Annotated in this window: 15 protein-coding genes and 1 riboswitch; of the genes, 3 read left to right on the forward strand and 12 right to left on the reverse strand. The window is 37.1% G+C overall.

What is annotated here, in order from left to right; all coding sequences use genetic code 11:
* Positions 1-63: 63 nt before the first annotated feature.
* The 12 genes from AC5LXI_RS06575 to argS form a co-directional block, all read right to left on the reverse strand.
* Positions 64-981: a T6SS immunity protein Tli3 family protein gene (locus tag AC5LXI_RS06575; RefSeq protein ID WP_493444065.1), complete on the reverse strand. Its 918-nt coding sequence runs from the start codon at positions 979-981 to the stop codon at positions 64-66.
* Positions 962-1,762, reverse strand: coding sequence for a T6SS immunity protein Tli3 family protein (locus tag AC5LXI_RS06580; RefSeq protein ID WP_493444066.1), 801 nt, complete (start codon positions 1,760-1,762; stop codon positions 962-964). The genes AC5LXI_RS06575 and AC5LXI_RS06580 overlap by 20 nt, the downstream gene beginning before the upstream one ends.
* The gene (locus AC5LXI_RS06585; protein WP_493444067.1) at positions 1,752-1,910 is read right to left on the reverse strand and encodes a hypothetical protein; all 159 of its coding nucleotides are present in this window, start codon (positions 1,908-1,910) and stop codon (positions 1,752-1,754) included. The genes AC5LXI_RS06580 and AC5LXI_RS06585 overlap by 11 nt, the downstream gene beginning before the upstream one ends.
* A 48-nt stretch (positions 1,911-1,958) precedes the next feature.
* Entirely contained in the window at positions 1,959-2,870 is a 912-nt protein-coding gene (locus AC5LXI_RS06590) for a T6SS immunity protein Tli3 family protein (protein WP_493444068.1), read from the reverse strand.
* Positions 2,851-3,651, reverse strand: coding sequence for a T6SS immunity protein Tli3 family protein (locus AC5LXI_RS06595; protein WP_493444069.1), 801 nt, complete (start codon positions 3,649-3,651; stop codon positions 2,851-2,853). The genes AC5LXI_RS06590 and AC5LXI_RS06595 overlap by 20 nt, the downstream gene beginning before the upstream one ends.
* Entirely contained in the window at positions 3,641-4,222 is a 582-nt protein-coding gene (locus tag AC5LXI_RS06600; RefSeq protein ID WP_493444070.1) for an effector protein Tle3 domain-containing protein, read from the reverse strand. The genes AC5LXI_RS06595 and AC5LXI_RS06600 overlap by 11 nt, the downstream gene beginning before the upstream one ends.
* A 120-nt stretch (positions 4,223-4,342) precedes the next feature.
* Positions 4,343-5,254 carry a T6SS immunity protein Tli3 family protein gene (locus AC5LXI_RS06605; protein ID WP_493444071.1) on the reverse strand — a complete coding sequence of 304 codons (912 nt, stop codon included), beginning with the start codon at positions 5,252-5,254 and terminating at the stop codon, positions 4,343-4,345.
* Entirely contained in the window at positions 5,235-6,035 is an 801-nt protein-coding gene (locus AC5LXI_RS06610; protein ID WP_493444072.1) for a T6SS immunity protein Tli3 family protein, read from the reverse strand. Before AC5LXI_RS06610 ends, AC5LXI_RS06605 begins: the two co-directional genes overlap by 20 nt.
* Complete coding sequence (locus AC5LXI_RS06615) at positions 6,025-8,685, reverse strand: T6SS effector phospholipase Tle3 domain-containing protein (protein ID WP_493444073.1); 2,661 nt, start codon at positions 8,683-8,685, stop codon at positions 6,025-6,027. The genes AC5LXI_RS06610 and AC5LXI_RS06615 overlap by 11 nt, the downstream gene beginning before the upstream one ends.
* A gap of 3 nt (positions 8,686-8,688) precedes the next feature.
* Positions 8,689-11,211 (reverse strand): type VI secretion system Vgr family protein, encoded by a 2,523-nt coding sequence (locus tag AC5LXI_RS06620; protein ID WP_493444074.1) that lies wholly within the window; start codon positions 11,209-11,211, stop codon positions 8,689-8,691.
* Positions 11,212-11,710: 499 nt separating this feature from the next.
* On the reverse strand, positions 11,711-12,730 hold the full coding sequence (locus AC5LXI_RS06625) for an amidohydrolase family protein (protein ID WP_493444075.1): 1,020 nt from the start codon (positions 12,728-12,730) through the stop codon (positions 11,711-11,713).
* A gap of 642 nt (positions 12,731-13,372) precedes the next feature.
* Positions 13,373-15,106, reverse strand: a complete 1,734-nt coding sequence (gene argS, locus AC5LXI_RS06630) for an arginine--tRNA ligase (RefSeq protein WP_493444076.1) — start codon at positions 15,104-15,106, stop codon at positions 13,373-13,375.
* 150 nt (positions 15,107-15,256) lie between these two features.
* Positions 15,257-15,361: riboswitch (TPP riboswitch) on the forward strand.
* Positions 15,362-15,401: 40 nt separating this feature from the next.
* Here argS and thiB point away from each other — a divergent pair.
* The 3 genes from thiB to thiQ are packed head-to-tail and all read left to right on the forward strand — an operon-like array spanning position 15,402 to position 18,667.
* Positions 15,402-16,400, forward strand: a complete 999-nt coding sequence (gene thiB / locus AC5LXI_RS06635; protein WP_493444077.1) for a thiamine ABC transporter substrate binding subunit — start codon at positions 15,402-15,404, stop codon at positions 16,398-16,400.
* On the forward strand, positions 16,372-17,994 hold the full coding sequence (thiP, locus tag AC5LXI_RS06640; protein ID WP_493444078.1) for a thiamine/thiamine pyrophosphate ABC transporter permease: 1,623 nt from the start codon (positions 16,372-16,374) through the stop codon (positions 17,992-17,994). The genes thiB and thiP overlap by 29 nt, the downstream gene beginning before the upstream one ends.
* On the forward strand, positions 17,972-18,667 hold the full coding sequence (gene thiQ, locus AC5LXI_RS06645) for a thiamine ABC transporter ATP-binding protein ThiQ (protein WP_493444079.1): 696 nt from the start codon (positions 17,972-17,974) through the stop codon (positions 18,665-18,667). The genes thiP and thiQ overlap by 23 nt, the downstream gene beginning before the upstream one ends.
* Positions 18,668-18,936: the final 269 nt, after the last annotated feature.

The raw sequence follows: 18,936 nt of genomic DNA on the forward strand, positions 1-18,936 counted from the left end.
AGTTAATCTAGCCAATACATCACCTGTTAACCTGCCACTTTTGTCGGTTTGTTAATTTTAAAATTATTTTTCAGCACCAATTTCACAACGAATTTTGTCCCAACCTTGATATGGTTCCGGTTTAATATGGCGTGCATTAGTTATGCGCTCTATATAAGCGGGGTTATAATAAATTTGCCAATATGAACCAAATCGTTGGATTTCGATCATATTTTTACCTTTAAGGTATAAATTAATATTTGCTTTGGTGTTGATAACACCACTTAATGAATGAAAAGTCTGTTGAGGATATTTAAACATTGGCCAAAAGACAGTATCGCCAAACACTACATCATTTTTTAGGATAAAATAACCGGTATTGCCAGAGATAGTAATTTCATTTTTAAAATAACCTAAGCCTTTTTTAATATCTGAATCTAAAAACTCAAGAGTAAGTGGACTATCATCTACCCCAATAAAACGCTCAACTTGCTCGCTTGGATAAGCTGCAAAATCGGTCACCTTGCCAATATAAAAAGTTTTACCACCATCGATTGAAAACGGTACCGCCGACATATCATCGGTTGGAATGGCAATATAGTCCTTACCCGGGTTGTAATAGTTAAATTTTGGTAACTTATCGTGGGTAAAAAAGACTTTATTGATGCGCGTATGAATATTTTTGGCTTGGTCATGGTACCAAATCAATCCTTCACAGTTTTCCCCTTGTAGCTCTAAATAACGCTCTGCATCAAAACGATAGATAACCTGACGTTTTTCACTTAAATAGTAAAATGAGCCTGTATCATGGCGGTCATTAGTCCGAATCACATCAGGGTAAATAATTTCGTAACCCTGCCTTGGCTCTGGCATGGGAATATCTAGCCCGGTTGTTTCTTGATATCTTTCCGGTAAATCTGCCCCAAACTTGATAATAAAAGCCCATAAACCAGCAGGAATAAGAATGCAACAGATCAGCAGTTTAATTAGTTTCTTGTACATGCGTTGCCTCCTCTAAAACGCCTAATAGCTGGCGTAGTTGGGTTTGTAATTTAATCAGCGGCGCATAACGGTTATAGACGGTTATCGGTTGTTTTAAACTAGGATCACACTGCCATCGTTGCCAGCCAGAATAATTAGCCGGCATAGCCGGCATAGTTTTAGGTAGATCCGCCCAGCGAAGTCCTATATATCTTGTATTGCCTTCAAAAAATTTCTCACTAGTAGCTGAAATTACGACCGGACGTGTACCGTAAGGTTTGGGTGACCGGTAAATACCTCGGCTGTTATCTTTTAAGAAAAATTGATTATTCCTAACCACAATGTTTTCTACGGTATGATAAGTAGGTCGATAACTTCCCATACCCTCAATCGTCTCAATATGAATGGTACGGAAAGAGCGTCCGCCATCTAGGGAAACATCTATAGCAGAATAATCACTTAAAGGGACAAAGATATAATCTTCCGGCATATGGGCAAAGGGTTCGGTTAAAACTTTTGCAGAGTGCCGCGCCAATTCGTAATAGATCTGCTTTTGCTCATCAACATAGTACATTCGCCCTTGGCAACCATAGCCAGTAAGTTGGATAAAGCGGTGGTCATCAAAACGAAATACAACTTGGGTAGGGGCGGTATATTTTATTTTATCTTCACCCGGTAAAGGAATAATTGCCAAAAAACAGAGTAAAAAAACGCTGTAACTTATCCAACAAAAAAGATGCCAACGTTTAACAAAAGTAAATAGAAATAATAGTAAACTAACTAGTAAGTAACTAATCAGCATCAGTAACTCCTTTTAAGTCAGGATCAGGGAATACCCATTGTGGTTTTTCGGTTAATTTTTGGTATTTTTCTTTAGCCAGCTCTAACTCTTTAGCTTGTTTAACTGCTTCATCGATCAATGCATCGTGGTAAAAATGATTCACTACCATACCGTCACCTGTTAACCTGCCACTTTTGTCGGTTTGTTAATATTAAAATTATTTTTCAGCACCAATTTCACAACGAATTTTGTCCCAACCTTGATATGGTTCCAGCTTAATATGGCGCGCATTAATTATCCGCTCTATATAAGCGGGTTTATAATAAATTTCCCAATATCGCCCAAATCGTTGAACTCCTTTCATGTTTTTACCTTTAAGGTATAAATTAATATTTGCTTTGGTGTTGATAACACCACTTAATGAATGAAAAGTCTGTTGAGGATATTTAAACATTGGCCAAAAGACAGTATCGCCAAACACTACATCATTTTTTAGAATAAAATAGCCGGTATTGCCAGAAACGCTAATAGTATTAATAAACCCTCTCATATATTCATCAACATCCTTAAATTGCAGGGTTAATTGATTATCATCTACGCCAATAAAACGCTCAACTTGCTCACTGGGATAAGCTGCGAAATCTGTTACATCGCCAATATAAAAAGTCTTACCACCATCAATTGAAAACGGTACCGCCGACATATCATCGGTTGGAATGCCAATATAGTCCTTACCCGGGTTGTAATAGTTAAATTTTGGTAGTTTATCGTAGGTAAAAAAGACTTTATTGATACGTGTATGGATATTTTGGGCTTGGTCGTGGTACCAAATCAAGCCTTCACAGTTTTCCCCTTGCAACTCTAAATAACGCTCTGCATCAAAACGATAGATAATCTGACGTTTTTCACTTAAATAGTAAAATGAGCCTGTATCATGGCGGTCATTAGTCCGAATCACATCAGGGTAAATAATTTCGTAACCCTGCCTTGGCTCTGGCATGGGAATATCCAGCCCCGTTATTTCTTCATATTTTTCCGGTAAATTTGCACCAAACTTGATAATAAAAACCCACAAACCAGCAGGAATAAGAATGCAACAGATCAGCAGTTTAATTAGTTTCTTGTACATGCGTTGCCTCCTCTGAAACGCCTAATAGCTGGCGTAGTTGGGTTTGTAATTTAATCAGCGGCGCATAACGGTTATAGACGGTTATCGGTTGTTTTAAGCTAGGATCACACTGCCATCGCTGCCAGCCAGAATAATTGGCCGGCATGACCGGCATAGTTTTAGGTAGATCCGCCCAGCGAAGTCCCATATATCTTATACTGTCTTCAAAAAGTTTCTCACTGATAGCTGAAATTACGACTGGACGTGTACCGTAAGGTTTGGGTGAACGGTAAATACCTCGGCTGTTATCTTTTAAGAAAAATTGATTATTCATAACCACAATGTTTTCTACGGTATGATAAGTAGGTCGATAACTTCCCATACCCTCATACGTCTCAATATCAATGGTACGGAAAGAGCGTCCGCCATCTAGGGAAACATCTATAGCAGAATAATCACTTAAAGGGACAAAGATATAATCTTCTGGCATATGGGCAAAGGGTTCGGTTAATACTTCTGCAGAGTGCCGAGCCAATTCATAATAGATCTGCTTTTGCTCATCAACATAGTACATTCGCCCTCGGCAACCATAGCCAGTAAGTTGGATAAAGCGGTGGTCATCAAAACGAAATACAACTTGGGTAGGGGCGGTATATTTTACTTTATCTTCACCCGGTAAAGGAATAATTGCCCAAAAACAGAGCAAAAAAACGCTGTAACTTAACCAACAAAAAAGATGCCAACGTTTAACAAAAGTAAATAGAAATAATAGTAAACTCATTAGTAAGTAACTAATCAACATCAGTAACTCCTTTTAAGTCAGGATCAGGCAACATCCATTGTGGTTTTTCGGTTAATTTTTGGTATTTTTCTTTAGCCAGCTCTAACTCTTTAACTTTTTGAACAGATTGATCGGTCAATGCATCGTGGTAAAAATCATTCACTACCATACCATCATCTTTCGGCATATGTTTGCTAGGGTAGTTCATGGCTTTTTTTAACTTCTCAGGCAGTATACCCTTATGAACATATTGAAAAGTTTCAGGATCGGTATTTTCAGGGTGGCGCCAGTCAGCCAGCACCCGCCAACTGTTTAATAAGGTTTGCTGTGTGGCACTGATATTTTCAATCGCCCCAATTGCTAAATCATAAGCCATGATTTTAGCCGGCGCTTCCAAACTATTGGTTATTCCCGAATGGTGAGAACTGGTATCCTCTTTTTCGTCTACTTCTTTACCCACTTCGGCCTCAATTTGTTGTTGCGGTTTACGGTACTCAACGAATATTTTATCTTTCTCACCAACTTCGTATCTTGCGTACACTATTCCTCTATCCCATTCAGGATGCTCATCGAGCAATTTTATAATCAACAATCAATATTCCTTCTATAGCAAATGACGTAATATTGTCATTTTGTTGCAGTCCAATTCAGTTAATCTAGCCAATACATCACCTGTTAACCTGCCACTTTTGTCGCTTTGTTAATTTTAAAATTATTTTTCAGCGCCAATTTCACAACGAATTTTGTCCCAACCTTGATATGGTTCCAGTTTAATATGGCGTGCATTAGTTATCCGCTCTATATAAGCGGGTTTATAATAAATTTCCCAGTATCGCCCAAATAGTTGGACCTCTGCTAGGTGTTCACCATCAAGGTATAAATTAATATTTGTTTTGGTGTTTATAACACCATTTAATGAATGAAAAGTTTGTTGAGTGTATCTAAACATTTGCCAAAAAACAGTATCGCCAAATACTACATTATCTTTTAGAATAAAATAGCCAGTATTGCCAGAAACGGTAATAGTATTAATAAACCCTCTCATATATTCATCAACATCCTTAAATTGCAGGGTTAATGGGCTCTGATCTACGCCAATAAAACGCTCTACTTGCTCACTGGGATAAGCTGCGAAATCGGTCACCTTGCCAACATAAAAAGTTTTACCACCATCAATTGAAAACGGCACCGCAGACATATCATCGGTTGGAATGGCAATATAGTCCTTACCCGGGTTGTAATAGTTAAATTTTGGTAGCCTATCGTGAGTAAAAAAGACTTTATTGATACGCGTATGAATATCTTTGGCTTGGTCATGGTACCAAATCAATCCTTCACAGTTTTCCCCTTGCAGCTCTAAATAACGCTCTGCATCAAAACGGTAAATAACCTGACGTTTTTCACTTAAATAGTAAAACGAAGCTGTATAATTAGGATTACTTGTTTTAATAGCATCTGGATAAATAATTTCGTAACCTTCTCTTGGTTCTGGCATGGGAATATCCAGCCCCGTTATTTCTTCATATTTTTCCGGTAAATTTGCCCCAAACTTGATAATAAAAGCCCATAAACCAGCAGGAATGATAATGCAACAGATGAGCAGTTTAATTAGTTTCTTGTACATGCGTTGCCTCCTCTGAAACGCCTAATAGCTGGCGTAGTTGGGTTTGTAATTTAATCAGTGGCGCATAACGGTTATAGACGGTTATCGGTTGTTTTAAACTAGGATCACACTGCCATCGCTGCCAGCCAGAATAATTGGCCGGCATGACTGGCATAGTTTTAGGTTGATCCGCCCAGCGAAGTCCCATATATCTTATACTGTCTTCAAAAAGTTTCTCGCTGGTAGCTGAAATTACGACCGGACGCGTACCGTAAGGTTTGGGTGACCGGTAAATACCTCGATTTTTATCTTTTAAGAAAAATTGATTATTTATAACCACAATGTTTTCTACGGTATGATAAGTAGGTTGATAACTTCCCATACCCTCATACGTCTCAATATGAATGTTACTGAAAGAGCGTCCACCATCTAGGGAAAAATATATAGCAGAATAGTCATTTAAAGGGACAAAGATATAATCTTCCGGTATATGGGCAAAGGGTTCGGTTAATACTTCTGCAGAGTGCCGAGCTAATTCATAATAGATATGCTTTTGCTCATCAATATAGTACATTCGCCCTCGGCAACCATAGCCAGTAAGTTGGATAAAGCGGTGGTCATCAAAACGAAATACAACTTGGGTAGGGGCGGTATATTTTACTTTATCTTCACCCGGTAAAGGAATAATTGCCAAAAAACAGAGTAAAAAAATGCTGTAACTTAACCAACAAAAAAGATGCCAACGTTTAACAAAAGTAAATAGAAATAATAGTAAACTCAGTAGTAAGTAACTAATCAACATCAGTGACTCCTTTTAAGTCAGGATCAGGCAACATCCATTGAGGTGGTTTGGTTAATTTTTGGTATTTAGGTTTTTCTAATTCTTCTTCTATGTGTTTGTCTTTCTTATTTGGCTTGCTGTGATAAAAATTATTGACAACTAATTTTTCACCTTCTGGCATAAATTTGTATGGGTAGTTCATGGCACTTTTTATCTCTTTAGGCAGTATACCCTTATGAACATATTGAAAGGTTTCGGGATCGGTATTTTCAGGGTGGCGCCAGTCAGCCAACACCCGCCAACGGTTTAATAATGTTTGCTGTGTGGCACTGATATTTTCAACCGCGCCAATTGCTAAATCATAAGCCATGATTTTAGCAGGTGCTTCCAAACTATTGGTTATTCCCGAATGGTGGGAACTGGTATCCTCTTCTTCATCTACTTTTTTACCTACTTCGGTCTCAACTTCTTGTTGCGGTTTACGGTACATCACGAATATTTTATCTTCCTTACCAACTACGTAACTTGCGTACTCAATTCCTCTATCCCATTCAGGATGCTCGTCGAGCAATTTTTGTAATTGGAGCTCATCAGTGATAAAAGTCGATGAAGTATCGTTTTCATCTAATTTCTTTATTTTTTTTTCAGGAATATAATCAGGCCGATCAATGATTTCGGGACGTGATTGTATTTCTAATTTTTCAATAAATTGGTTATCCCTATTATAAATATCATTATAATGGATAGCTCGGCTTAACTTTGTTTTGCCACCAGGTTTATCTACTGTGTAGATCATGGTTTCCGGAACCGGTTCACCATTAATCAATCTGGTGGTCAATATATAAGGTGCAGTTCTTATGTCACCGGTTGCTAATGTATTACATTCTCTCAATGCTTGATTGTTAAAAATAGATATTGGTAGTTCTGGATATTCCTTTGAATATTTATCTATTTGATAATTTTCACAATCTGACTCTAATTGAGCCGAACTAATGTTTTGATAAATAAGTTCTGGATAATCACGTTTAATTTCTGCGTTAGATGGGATATAACGTACATAGATTGATTGACCTTCACTAACATAATAACCATAACTAAAAACTCCATCACGCCCTTTAAATAAAGGTTCCTGTATTAATTTGGTTAACTGTTCGGGAAGTAGCACAACCGTTAATTCAATTTCTTCTCCTTCATACTCTTCAGTTTCAACCCGTTGTTGATAATCCGTCACACTAATATAACTTGGGTAATCTTTTTCTTGTACTTCAATAAGAATCATTGGAATTTCTACTTTTTTATTTTTAGTGTTATTACCAACAATATGGCCATGACTAAAAATTCGTTGTTTAAGGTTTTGATGTTTACACTGTTTAAAAATATTATCCGGAATACCTTGCCACCCCATACCCTGAACATTCCATAACGACACCACATGATCATTGGGACTAAAGTATTGATAGACTTTGCCAAAATTATCGCGATAAAACAGCTCATAATCTTTGCCAAGCCTATCATACTGTTTTTGAGTTCCATCAGCTTGGGTATAAACTTCATTATCATCAACTACAGTATTAATTACACCGGTTTCAATTAATTTATCAAAATCAAAAAATTTTCGCCTTCGATCACCCTGTAAATTATATATTTGCTCAACAAAATTAATAAATGTCTGCTCACGCCCATATTGTGATTGAACACCCATAGCGAGATTTTTGGAGAGTATTTCCGCATAGGTTGGTTCAAAAGCATAGGGGGAGTGTGCCAAAATCACGCAATCAGCCGGTAGTGGTTCTTCATTATCATTGGCTAACATCAAATTGGCTAACATGGTAATAATGGTTCCTTGACTATGGGCAACTATATTAATTGGAATATCTTGCTTTTCGGTATCTTTTCTAATTTTTTTGATTAACTTCGCTAAACGATAAGCGGCAAAAACATAATAGATCCGATGTGGATTTTTATAGCTTCTTGCGCCATTTGGTGTAACTGCCTCACCGGCAATGCCTAAAAAACCCGCCATCCCTGGGCCATACATATCCGGTATGCAGGTGGTTGCATTGGCAAAAGGCCCTCCATTACGTCGATACAGGTAATCGATCCAGTTACCAAATTTGTCGCAATTGAGTTTATTAAGCTCTATATTTTCGGTTTTTAGGTGGTAGTCACGATCCATCCAATAGCTATCGTACGGTAATTCAGGATCTTTAATATTGTTATCCTGCAATCTTTTATAGTAGTCGAGTTGTTCTTGTTTATAGGTCTCTTCATCAACTGGTCTGTATCCCCAAGTAAAGGGAATAATAGGTGAATAACTTTTATGTTTAACTGTTTTCGGTTTTAACGGTGGTTTTATTTGCCCACCGATTTCTTGCCATTCTGACAACATCTGTATTCGTGGTGAAAAATCATCAGCACTTGTTTGCGCCCATTGCCACTTGTTAGGCTTTAAATCTTTACGCCCTAAGCGACGATTTAAACCTTCGCAAATCATTTTATCTTGATTTTCAAAAGCTTCGCCAACATCATTTACGCCATGGATTAATATGACAATACAGGGGAGTGGGCGTGATGCTTCTATATTACTTGTTAGCATGGCTCCCGATTCAGAAGGCAGTCCTATAGTACTAGCCGAGATATTGTTTCCTTTTAAGCTATCAAAATCAGGCATAACTTATTCCTTTTTTAATATTTCTATTTTTATCTGTTCTAATTCTGTCATTGGAATGATCTCTGTTTCGCCATTCTCATCGGTTATACCATCTTGTGAGCTTCCGTCATTAAAGTGGATACGATATGGTTGATTTTTTAGCACCTGTGAGGGTGAATCATTAAAGTGTAATTTGAATTTTCGAGCAAGGCTGCCTTTGTCAAATGATGGTACCGCTTCTTTTATACTTTCAGGGCCAGTGTAAGATAATACTGCCGTTTTTTGTAATATGCTGGTTGGTGCTATCATTTCGATAGTGCCATTTTTGATACGAATTCCGCCGCCACCACTAAGCAGCAGTAGTTCATTTTGGGCGTTAATGGTAATTTTACCGGCACAGCTAGTGATAAACATATTTTTTTGGGCAGTTAATTCCATTTCATCGGATTGGGCTTGAATTTGAATTCGTCCTGAAGCAGCAATAAGTTTTATTCCTAACTTATGAGCAAAAAGAGATATCATTTCCCCTGCTGCCATAGAGAGTTTTTTAAAAATATTGATGCTGGCATTGTTACCTGCGGTAGCAATAATATTTTCATTTGCAGCATGTTGAATGCTTCTGGGAGAAATTTGCGAAATTCCTTGCTCACCATGAATAACAACGGTTGATTCCTGTAATTGATTACTGGCATCGAATAATGCTTGCTGTTCGGTTATTTCGGCTAGTTCAGCGCCACTCACTTTGCCGCAACCGATCAAAGCTTGAGATATATCAATAGATTTTTCAATCTGTTTAATGGTACCTTCCATATCAAGCTGTTCACCAGTCGCTTTTTCTTGGCTTATTGTCGTAAGATAGACACCTTTACTGGCTCTTATTGCTCCAAACTCGTCTGTTCTTAGTTCAAACCCTTTGCCACGCCGTTGCTTTTTATTATTTACTAAATGCCCAATGTTAAGCTGAGTTTTACCGTATTCGGTGGCTAATTTAATGTGTTCTTGCTCACGCTTATCATCCATGCGCAGCTTATTATTAGCAGGTGTTCGGATAACATTACGGTGTTTGTTTTTGGTCGAAACGTGATCAGGATTGCTACTGTCATGCATTGCATGAGCAATGTAAGGTCTATCTGGATTGCCCGCAGTAAAACCGATCGCTACTTCCGTACCATCTATAAGCGGGAAGTGGAACCCATACGTATTACCAGCATAAGGTTTAGCGAGTCTAACCCATAAGCTTTCTTCACCTTTCTTCCATTCGGTTAAATCAAAATCGAATTTAACTCGATAACGTCCTTGGGTGTCAATATAACCATAGGTATCATTATCTGGACTGGTCACTCTAGCTGGCAAGGTGCCACTCACTTTTGGCCAAGCAATAGGAGCAGGGCGATAAGGTTTTAATTCTTCAAATGGTATCGCGGTAAAATGGGTTTTGTAAGATTCACTGCGGTCTGCATAACTCTGGGCCGATAGGATTATAATTCCTTTTTGAATATGACTAATAGGACTTTCATCAATGGTAATTATTTGTCCTGGCATTAATTGATAATCATTACACTCACCACGGATAATGATTTTATCACTGATGTAATATTCATGACGGATTTGCGCATACCAATCGCCACTTTCTATTGCGTTTCGACTCCCTTTTTGCTTATAGTGTTCACCATAGCGGTAATCATTGCCATAAGTAGTGGTGTCCTTAATTTGCGTATTGATATGAGATTTTAGATTACTTTTTGCGGTGCGATAATTATAATCATTAACTGAAACTTGTTGTGGTTTGGTTTTACTGCTAAATTGGATATTCCAAATACTGTTTTCTTGAACATCATTCATGCCACTTGGCGGTTTGAAAGGCAAATGCCCGGTATTATCAAATCCTTGTTCATAATCACTAATAACCATGACATCACAAGCGTGTTGTTGATGTGTTTCAAAACGAAACCATATCCCAACATCAGCCAAAATCCGCTGAATAAAAGCAAGGTCACTCTCTTGCCATTGAGTAATAAATTCACGAGCAGGATAGGCATTTTTCAGTTCCAAGCGATATCCAATACCGGTAAATCCATGGGAACGTAAAACCTCTTCGACAACATCAGTCACGCTTTTATTTTGATAGATAGCACATCGATGTTCATTGGCTAGTAGTGCTAAGCGTGAATTTAATATGACTTGATAACGAGCTTCGTCTTTACTAACTGATATTAAGCTAAATTCAGTAATAACCCCATATATTGTTCTATTTTGTGCCAGAGGGGTCAATGAACTGAGGTGAACAAGTTGTTTTATGGGATTTGGTGCATGAAAGGTAAGTGAGGCGGGTTGATTAAGTATTGAGTTAATATCGATTTGTTTATTGGTACTGGTGAATGTTATTTCGTAATGCCAGGGTTCATTCAATGACTCTTTGCCAATAATGGAGTAAATTGAGAGAGTGGTAAGTTCATCAAGATGATCAATTGACAGGCTATATTGATTAAGTTGGCTACTATTTGCTAATGAAGCAATTCCATTTATTAAGGAGTTTATCCTATCCATACTTGCCTCTTATGTTTACTTTTTACATAAAACCATGTGCATTTTTATAACTAAGATACGTTAAAACAGGCTGTTGTCAATGAGTTGACCGAATAAATCTGATTAATTTCTGTAAAAAAAATGGTTAATAATTGATAAAGCTTAGCTTTTTTTTTATCCATATTCTTATCCAGAGCATAAAAACATAGCTATAGGTCGCATTGTTAGAAAAAATCGGATCGATAAAAGTTTAGTTTTAAAAATTATTGCAATGTAAAATTGATTTTAATTTAGGATAATTACGGTTGTGTTGTGATGCCAAATATTAAATCGAAAAAAAAACGGGCATATTAATATATGTTTTAGCGAACAGTTAATAATGAAAAATCCCATCGTTTGATAACCAGCATACTGGTTACTTAAAAATAGAGAAAGATGCTTTTGCAAATGAGATAGTTTTGCGAAAAATCTCACCATGTTTTTATTATTTTGGGTGAGATTTTTATTTATAAAAGACGATTTATTTTTCCAGTCCTAATACCATTCGTCCATTTTTGGTTGCAACATTTACTACATTATCTAGATCCGTATAACGACAGCCAGTCACCAATAATTTAAGTTCTTCCCACATATTACCGGTTGAAAAAGGTAACATATAATCACTGACGTTATCAGTCCCAATTGCTACAGGTATCCCGGCGGCAGCAAGTTCATCGACTGGCGTTAATGAATTGCGGGTTGGGCCATGTTCTTCACGGCGTGGACTATCGATCCAAGCAAATGGGCAAGCAATTACCATCATTTTAGCTTCTTTCATTTTTTGGTAGAGTTTTTGACGATATTCCAAACTATGAGCGGTAATTGAAATACTATGAATAGCCACCACGCGACCATGCATTCCATGCTCAATAGTTTTATCGGTTAGCTGTTCAGTTTCAATCTCGTCAGATGAATTAAATTGATCAACGTGAACATGCACCATCTTGTCTAATGATTTACCGGTTTGCATTAATACATCTAAATGTTTAAGCCCCATTCCTTCACCATGGTCACGTTCATCACGACGAGGCAAACCACCAATAATATCGACTAAATCTGCACCTTTATCAAACCAATAACGTGCTTCGTTATCAATTACCCCTTTGAGGGTTTGGTTGACTAATTTAATGATAATATCACTTTTATAGGTTTCACGCGCTCGCAGCGCTCCTCGAATTGCTCGCTCTTCAGCAATCGGGTCGATATCGACAAACGACCCCATGGCAGTTACACCTTGTTCAATCATACGCTCAACCGCCATGCTAAAATGCCGGTAATAATCATCTTCCGTCATTGCTGCTTTCACTTTATCAAGCGTATCCCATTTTTCAATTAATGTCTGTTTTTGATAGACATCAAAGCTATCAACAGTGATTGTAAAAGCACGATCGGCATGCATATGTGAATTAACCCAACCACCGTTTTGCTTAATTTTATTCAATAAATATGCTTTTAAGCTTTGATCTCGACTGGTTGATAACATGGTTTTATTATCGGTCATAATGTGCCTCTACAATTTAGTTACTATTAAGATTTAAATCGACAAAAAAAATCCCCCAAATAGGAGGATCAATATAATTTACACTCATTATTGTTTAGGATTACAAAATTACAATTTGTCATAGAATATTTAACTTTAAGTTTCAATAAATTGCTGAGAATTCTAATGATTTTACTAATAAGATCAAGCACTTTAATTTAAAAAATATTTAAACAAATGAAATAGTTAAAGTATTATTTTTGAGATTTTTAGCCATAAAACTCATCGCAAATAGCCAACTTTTTTTAATGAGATAACTTAAACCTAGCTAACTAGTTATTTAATAATAACTAACCAGAGTCGCAAAAATGAGATTAAAAATCACCTGTAAAAATAATTGAGGAGTCTATACCACTTCAATATTTTGTTTGTTTTAAATTCATTTTTTTGCCAATTATGCTGAATTAAAACTAATAAATGTGTGAATTTCATAGTTGAAAAAACGGGATTGGCAGCAACTTCATTTTTTAATGAAAGGATAGAGGGGGGGCTTAGGATGATATTGAAGGATTTAAAGCAAGTTTATTCAAAGAACAACTTTTCAACCCTTTTATCTAATAAAGATACACCACCAATACTCAATAATATCGGTGGTGTATTATATTACATCTTCTCAACGGTTTTAATGCCAAGCATATCTAAGCCCGTTTTAAGGGTTTTCGCGGTTAAAGAGGCTAGTTTTAAACGACTAAGTTTCAACTCCTCATTTTCAGCCGCTAAAATAGGACAGTGCTCATAGAAGCTGGAAAATAAGGTCGCAATATCATACAAATATGCACAAAGTATATGTGGCGTCCCTTCAGCGGCAACGTTTGAAATCGTTTCATCAAATTGAATTAATCGTATCGCTAATGCTCGTTCTTTATCCGTTTCGAGATAGATATTACCACTTAAGCTATCTTCACTAATATTTGACTTTCTAAATACAGAAAGCACGCGAGTATAGGCATATTGCAAATAAGGCGCCGTATTGCCCTCAAATGACAACATATTATCCCAATCAAAAACATAATCGGTAGTACGATTTTTGGATAAATCGGCATATTTCACAGCGCCAATTGCCACTGCATCAACCACTTGCGCCAATTCTTGAGCTGAAAGATCAGGATTCTTACTTTTAATTAACGCCTCTGCACGCTCTGTTGCTTCATCCAGCAGATCATTTAATTTTACCGTATCGCCTGAACGTGTCTTAAATGGTTTACCATCTTTACCTAACATCATACCAAACATATGGTGCTCAAGCTTTAATGATTCTGGCACATATTTCGCTTTATGGACAATCGCCCAAACTTGTTCTAAATGTTGGTGTTGGCGTGAATCGGTATAATATAAAATACGCTCAGCATGTAAGGTCTCGTAACGATATTTGACACAGGCAATATCAGTTGTTGCATAGAGATAGCCGCCATCACGTTTTTGGATGATAACGCCCATAGGTTCGCCTTCTTTATTTTTATACTCATCCAAAAACACCACAATTGCACCGTCACTCTCAACAGCTAACTTTTTCTGTTTTAGATCGGCAACAATTCCTGGTAGCATGCTGTTATAAATGCTTTCACCCATAGTATCTTCAAGCGATAATGTCACATTAAGGCGTTTATAGGTGGCAATATTTTGTGTCATGGTTATATCAACTAATTTTCGCCACATATCGCGGCAATACTCATCACCACCTTGAAGTTTAACCACATAATTACGGGCTTTTTCGGCAAAGACTTCATCTTCATCGTAATGTTTTTTAGCGGCACGATAGAACGATTCTAAATCTGACAGTTCCATATCGTTGGCATGTTCATTTTGCATTTTTTCAAGATAAGCAATTAACATTCCAAATTGAGTACCCCAATCGCCAACATGGTTAGCTCGAACAACATTATGACCAAGGAAGCTTAATACTCGTACACTCGCATCTCCAATGATGGTAGAGCGTAAATGGCCAACGTGCATCTCTTTTGCAACGTTCGGCGCAGAATAATCAACCACAATAGTTTGTGGTTTGGCGGGTAAAGTGATATTCAATTTATCGTTACTTAACGCCACTTCGTTCTGTTCGGCAATCCAACTATCTTTTAAAAAGATATTGATAAAACCGGGGCCAGCAATTTCCACTTTATCGGCAATGTCATCAATATCCAGATGTTGCAAAACCTTTTCAGCTAATGCTCGTGGCGGCATAGCCAATTTTTTAGCGGTAGACATGATGCCATTAGCTTGGTAGTCACCAAATTGAACCTTAGCTGATTGCTTGATTAAAGCGTCACAGTTTTTATCGGCACCGGCCATAATCATTGCTTGTGAAACACGTTGCGTTAATAATTGTTGAATATTCACACTATACCTAATCGATAAGAAATAAATGGGGCATATCATACCGACAAACGCAACAATTGTCACTGATCGGCTGATATCTACATCGCACAATTATCTCGCTATCAACAGATCGACTGTTTACAATTCTACTCGCCCACTCTAAACTACCTATTGTTCTCAACGGGGTGCCCTAAAGGGCTGAGAGTGTCAGACTGACATAACTCGTCGAACCTGAACTGGATAATGCCAGCGGAGGGATTTGAGTTAATATATCTGCTCAAACCTTTTGTCTTTTACTTATAACTTTGGAGGCAAAATGTTTCGTAAAAACCTTTTACTATCTATTATTATTTCTTTTTCACTATTTAGCCAATTAGTTAGCGCCGAACTACCCACCTTAACGGTATATAGCTATAACTCATTTATGTCACAATGGGGGCCTGGAGAAGCTATTAAAAAAGGGTTTGAAGCGCAGTGTAACTGCCAGCTTGAAGTTGTCACATTAGGTGATGGCGTATCAGTTTTAAACCGTATTCGTCTTGAAGGTGACAAAACTAATGCTGATGTTATTTTAGGACTAGATAACAACTTATTAGAACAAGCAAAACAAGCAAATATCCTTATTCCACATCAAATCGCTAAACCAGACAACCTCAATACCAACTGGTGGGACGATAGTTTTATGCCTTATGATTTTGGTTATTTTGCCTTTATCTACAACAAAGACAAAGTCAAAAATCCTCCGCACTCATTACATGAACTGGTAGATAATCAAGCCGATTGGAAAATCATCTATCAAGATCCAAGAACCAGCACACCAGGACTTGGTTTACTATTTTGGATGAAAAAAGTGTATGGTGACAAAGCAGCAGATGCTTGGCAACAAATTGCTAAAAACACTGTGACTGTCACTAAAGGTTGGAGCGAAGCTTATGGTATGTTCTTAAAGGGTGAGGCCGATTTTGTGCTTAGCTACAGCACTTCACCTGTGGCGCATATTATTAATGAAAACAATCACCATTACGAAGCAGCTATTTTTGATGAAGGTCACTATCGCCAAGTTGAAGTGGCTGGCATCATCAAATACAGCCAAGAAATTGACCTAGCTCACCAATTCTTACGTTACTTACTCACACCAGAAGTGCAACGTCAATTTGCTGAAAAAAACGTAATGTATCCAATTATCAAAACTGATTTACCTAATGCTTTTGCGCAAATCAATTCAGTAAACAAATCGTTAGAATTTAAGCCAGAAGAGATCGAAAAACATCAAAAAGCATGGATTCGTGAATGGCAAACGGCAATCAGCAAATAGGCCAGTATCGCCAATGTTAAAATTCAAATCGTTTTTACCAGGAATCAGTGCTGCCAGCTTAATACTCATTGTATTAAGCTCGGCACTTATCGCTATTTGGCGATTTGCCTTACAATCAGGAAATGTTACGATCTATCTTGATAGCTACGTTCTGCATATTGTTTGGATCACCTTTTATCAAGCTATATTATCGACAATACTCTCACTTTTATCAGCCATTTTAATGGCTAAAGCGCTATCCTTAATTGATTTTAAAGGTAAACGATTATTAATAAAAATGATGCCGATGACCTTTATTTTGCCTGCCTTGGTGGTAGTGACAGGATTATTATCAGTATATGGCCAACAAGGTTTACTAGCATATGTTTGTCAACTACTACATATCCCGTTCCCATTTCATATTTATGGATTGCAAGGTATTTTATTGGCGCATATATTCTTGAATTTTCCTTATGCTTGTGCATTATTTTACAAAACACTAAACAGCGTTCCTATTGAACAAAAACAGCTAGCTGCGCAACTTAACTTCTCAACATTCACGTATTTCAAATTACTCGAATGGCCATTACTTCGTAGACAAATACTACCCATGACTGCACTTATTTTTATGCTCTGTTTTTCGAGTTTTGCCATTGTGCTTGCTCTCGGTGGTGGTCCAAAATATACCACGCTTGAAGTTGCAATATATCAAGCTGTGCGGGATTTTGATCTTCTACAAGCAGCATTACTTGCGTGTTTACAGTTGGTTTGCTGTGTGACTTTTATCGGTTTAATGCAAAAAATAAACAAAACGCAAAGCACGCTCAGTGTCAAATTTAGTCACGCCAACTATCGATTACCGACAGTAAATTGGCTAAAAGTTATTAGTGTAATAATTATCGTAATAGGGGAGTTATTTATACTCTTACCGCTGTTTTGTATACTCTTTCAAGGCATCTATTTTTTTAGAATTTCATTGCTAACATCAATGTTGCAACAAGCCTTACTTTCTTCAATCATTATTGCCACTGGTTCGGCTATGATTGCCATGTTACTAGGCTTATTATTGCTATGGACAAATAGTCGACTACTAATAAATCGACAACGACAATTAAGTAATCGACTTATGCTAATTGCTTCACTTATCTTGGCTATACCGAGCATGGTATTGGCGTCAGGATTATTTCTATTACTTTTTGGTTATAGTAACAATACGGCTTTCATCTGTTTATTAATCATGTTATGCAATGGATTAATGGCATTGCCTTTCATCCTCAAAAATCTAGCCATGCCAATGTATGACATCACAGCGCGCTATTGGCAACTAAGCCAATCTCTCAATATAAATGGGTTGATGCATTTTTATTTGGTTGATTTCAAGGGGTTAAAGAACCTTATGTTAATGAGTTTTGCTTTTGCCGCCATATTATCATTGGGTGATTTTGGGGTAATAGCATTATTTGGTGGGCAATCAGTTATCACCTTACCTTATTATTTATATCAACAGATATCGCATTATCATTATCAAGAAAGCGTAGTGACAGCTGCGATTTTATTACTTTTATCCTTTAGTTTATTGGTTGTGATGGATTATGATCGAACTTCAAAAAATTGAATATCAATATGACAACTTCAATATGCACTTTGCGTTAAATATTGCCGCTAAAGAGCGGGTTATTATTGTTGGTCCAAGTGGTGCAGGCAAAAGCACTTTACTGAGCTTAATTGCAGGATTTATCTTTCCTAACTCAGGACAAATCATCCTAAATCATCAAAACGTCACCACAACCTTACCGGGCAAACGCCCAGTATCAATGCTATTTCAACACAACAACCTTTTTAGCCATCTCACGGTTGAACAAAATATTGCCTTAGGCATAAAACCTGCATTAAAACTCAGTCAAACCGAACAAACCACCATTGGTGACATGCTTGTTCGTGTTGGGCTTGAAGGCTTTAACCAGCGCTATCCCGAACAACTATCAGGCGGGCAACGCCAACGAGTGGCATTAGCACGCTGCCTTATACAACATCGCCCAATATTATTATTAGACGAGCCTTTTTCCGCGCTAGATCAAGCATTACGTTTTGAAATGCTAGCACTTGTCAACCAAATCTGTACTGAATTTAATCTCACGCTAATGATGGTATCGCACTACTTAGATAACTCACTCAACCATTTTTCACGTTGCCTTGTTATCGAAAATGGCAACATCATCTTTAACGCAGCACCAAAACAACTTACTGAAAACAAGAGAATAACAAATTTATTGGGAATTAAAAGCTAGAATATTGACTTAAAAAAGTTGAGGAACGAGGTTTTTGAAGTGCAAAATCTCTTCTAAAAACGATCACAAAATTGTCAAAATCAAAAGTCTAATCTCTAAATTTCTAACGTTGAAAATGGTGATTTTTTATAGGTAAGGTAAAGGTGTCATTTTTTTATAAACAACAAATAACCGATCCTGTTTTCCATCTATCAGTATTCCTTAACAAAAGTTAACAATTAACCGTGAAAAAAGTGTTGCATCGTGTTTTTTCAGTCATTATACTTTTG

It is taken from the genome of Gilliamella sp. LMG 34361, from assembly GCF_984569075.1.

Excerpts from the sequence above, each read along its gene's own strand:
- AC5LXI_RS06625 (WP_493444075.1), bottom strand. The coding sequence starts at position 12,730 with ATGACCGATAATAAAACCATGTTATCAACCAGTCGAGATCAAAGCTTA.
- AC5LXI_RS06585 (WP_493444067.1), bottom strand. The coding sequence starts at position 1,910 with ATGGTAGTGAATCATTTTTACCACGATGCATTGATCGATGAAGCAGTT.
- AC5LXI_RS06580 (WP_493444066.1), bottom strand. The coding sequence starts at position 1,762 with ATGCTGATTAGTTACTTACTAGTTAGTTTACTATTATTTCTATTTACT.
- thiQ (WP_493444079.1), top strand. The coding sequence starts at position 17,972 with ATGATCGAACTTCAAAAAATTGAATATCAATATGACAACTTCAATATG.
- AC5LXI_RS06605 (WP_493444071.1), bottom strand. The coding sequence starts at position 5,254 with ATGTACAAGAAACTAATTAAACTGCTCATCTGTTGCATTATCATTCCT.
- thiB (WP_493444077.1), top strand. The coding sequence starts at position 15,402 with ATGTTTCGTAAAAACCTTTTACTATCTATTATTATTTCTTTTTCACTA.
- AC5LXI_RS06595 (WP_493444069.1), bottom strand. The coding sequence starts at position 3,651 with ATGTTGATTAGTTACTTACTAATGAGTTTACTATTATTTCTATTTACT.
- AC5LXI_RS06615 (WP_493444073.1), bottom strand. The coding sequence starts at position 8,685 with ATGCCTGATTTTGATAGCTTAAAAGGAAACAATATCTCGGCTAGTACT.
- AC5LXI_RS06575 (WP_493444065.1), bottom strand. The coding sequence starts at position 981 with ATGTACAAGAAACTAATTAAACTGCTGATCTGTTGCATTCTTATTCCT.
- AC5LXI_RS06590 (WP_493444068.1), bottom strand. The coding sequence starts at position 2,870 with ATGTACAAGAAACTAATTAAACTGCTGATCTGTTGCATTCTTATTCCT.
- AC5LXI_RS06610 (WP_493444072.1), bottom strand. The coding sequence starts at position 6,035 with ATGTTGATTAGTTACTTACTACTGAGTTTACTATTATTTCTATTTACT.
- AC5LXI_RS06620 (WP_493444074.1), bottom strand. The coding sequence starts at position 11,211 with ATGGATAGGATAAACTCCTTAATAAATGGAATTGCTTCATTAGCAAAT.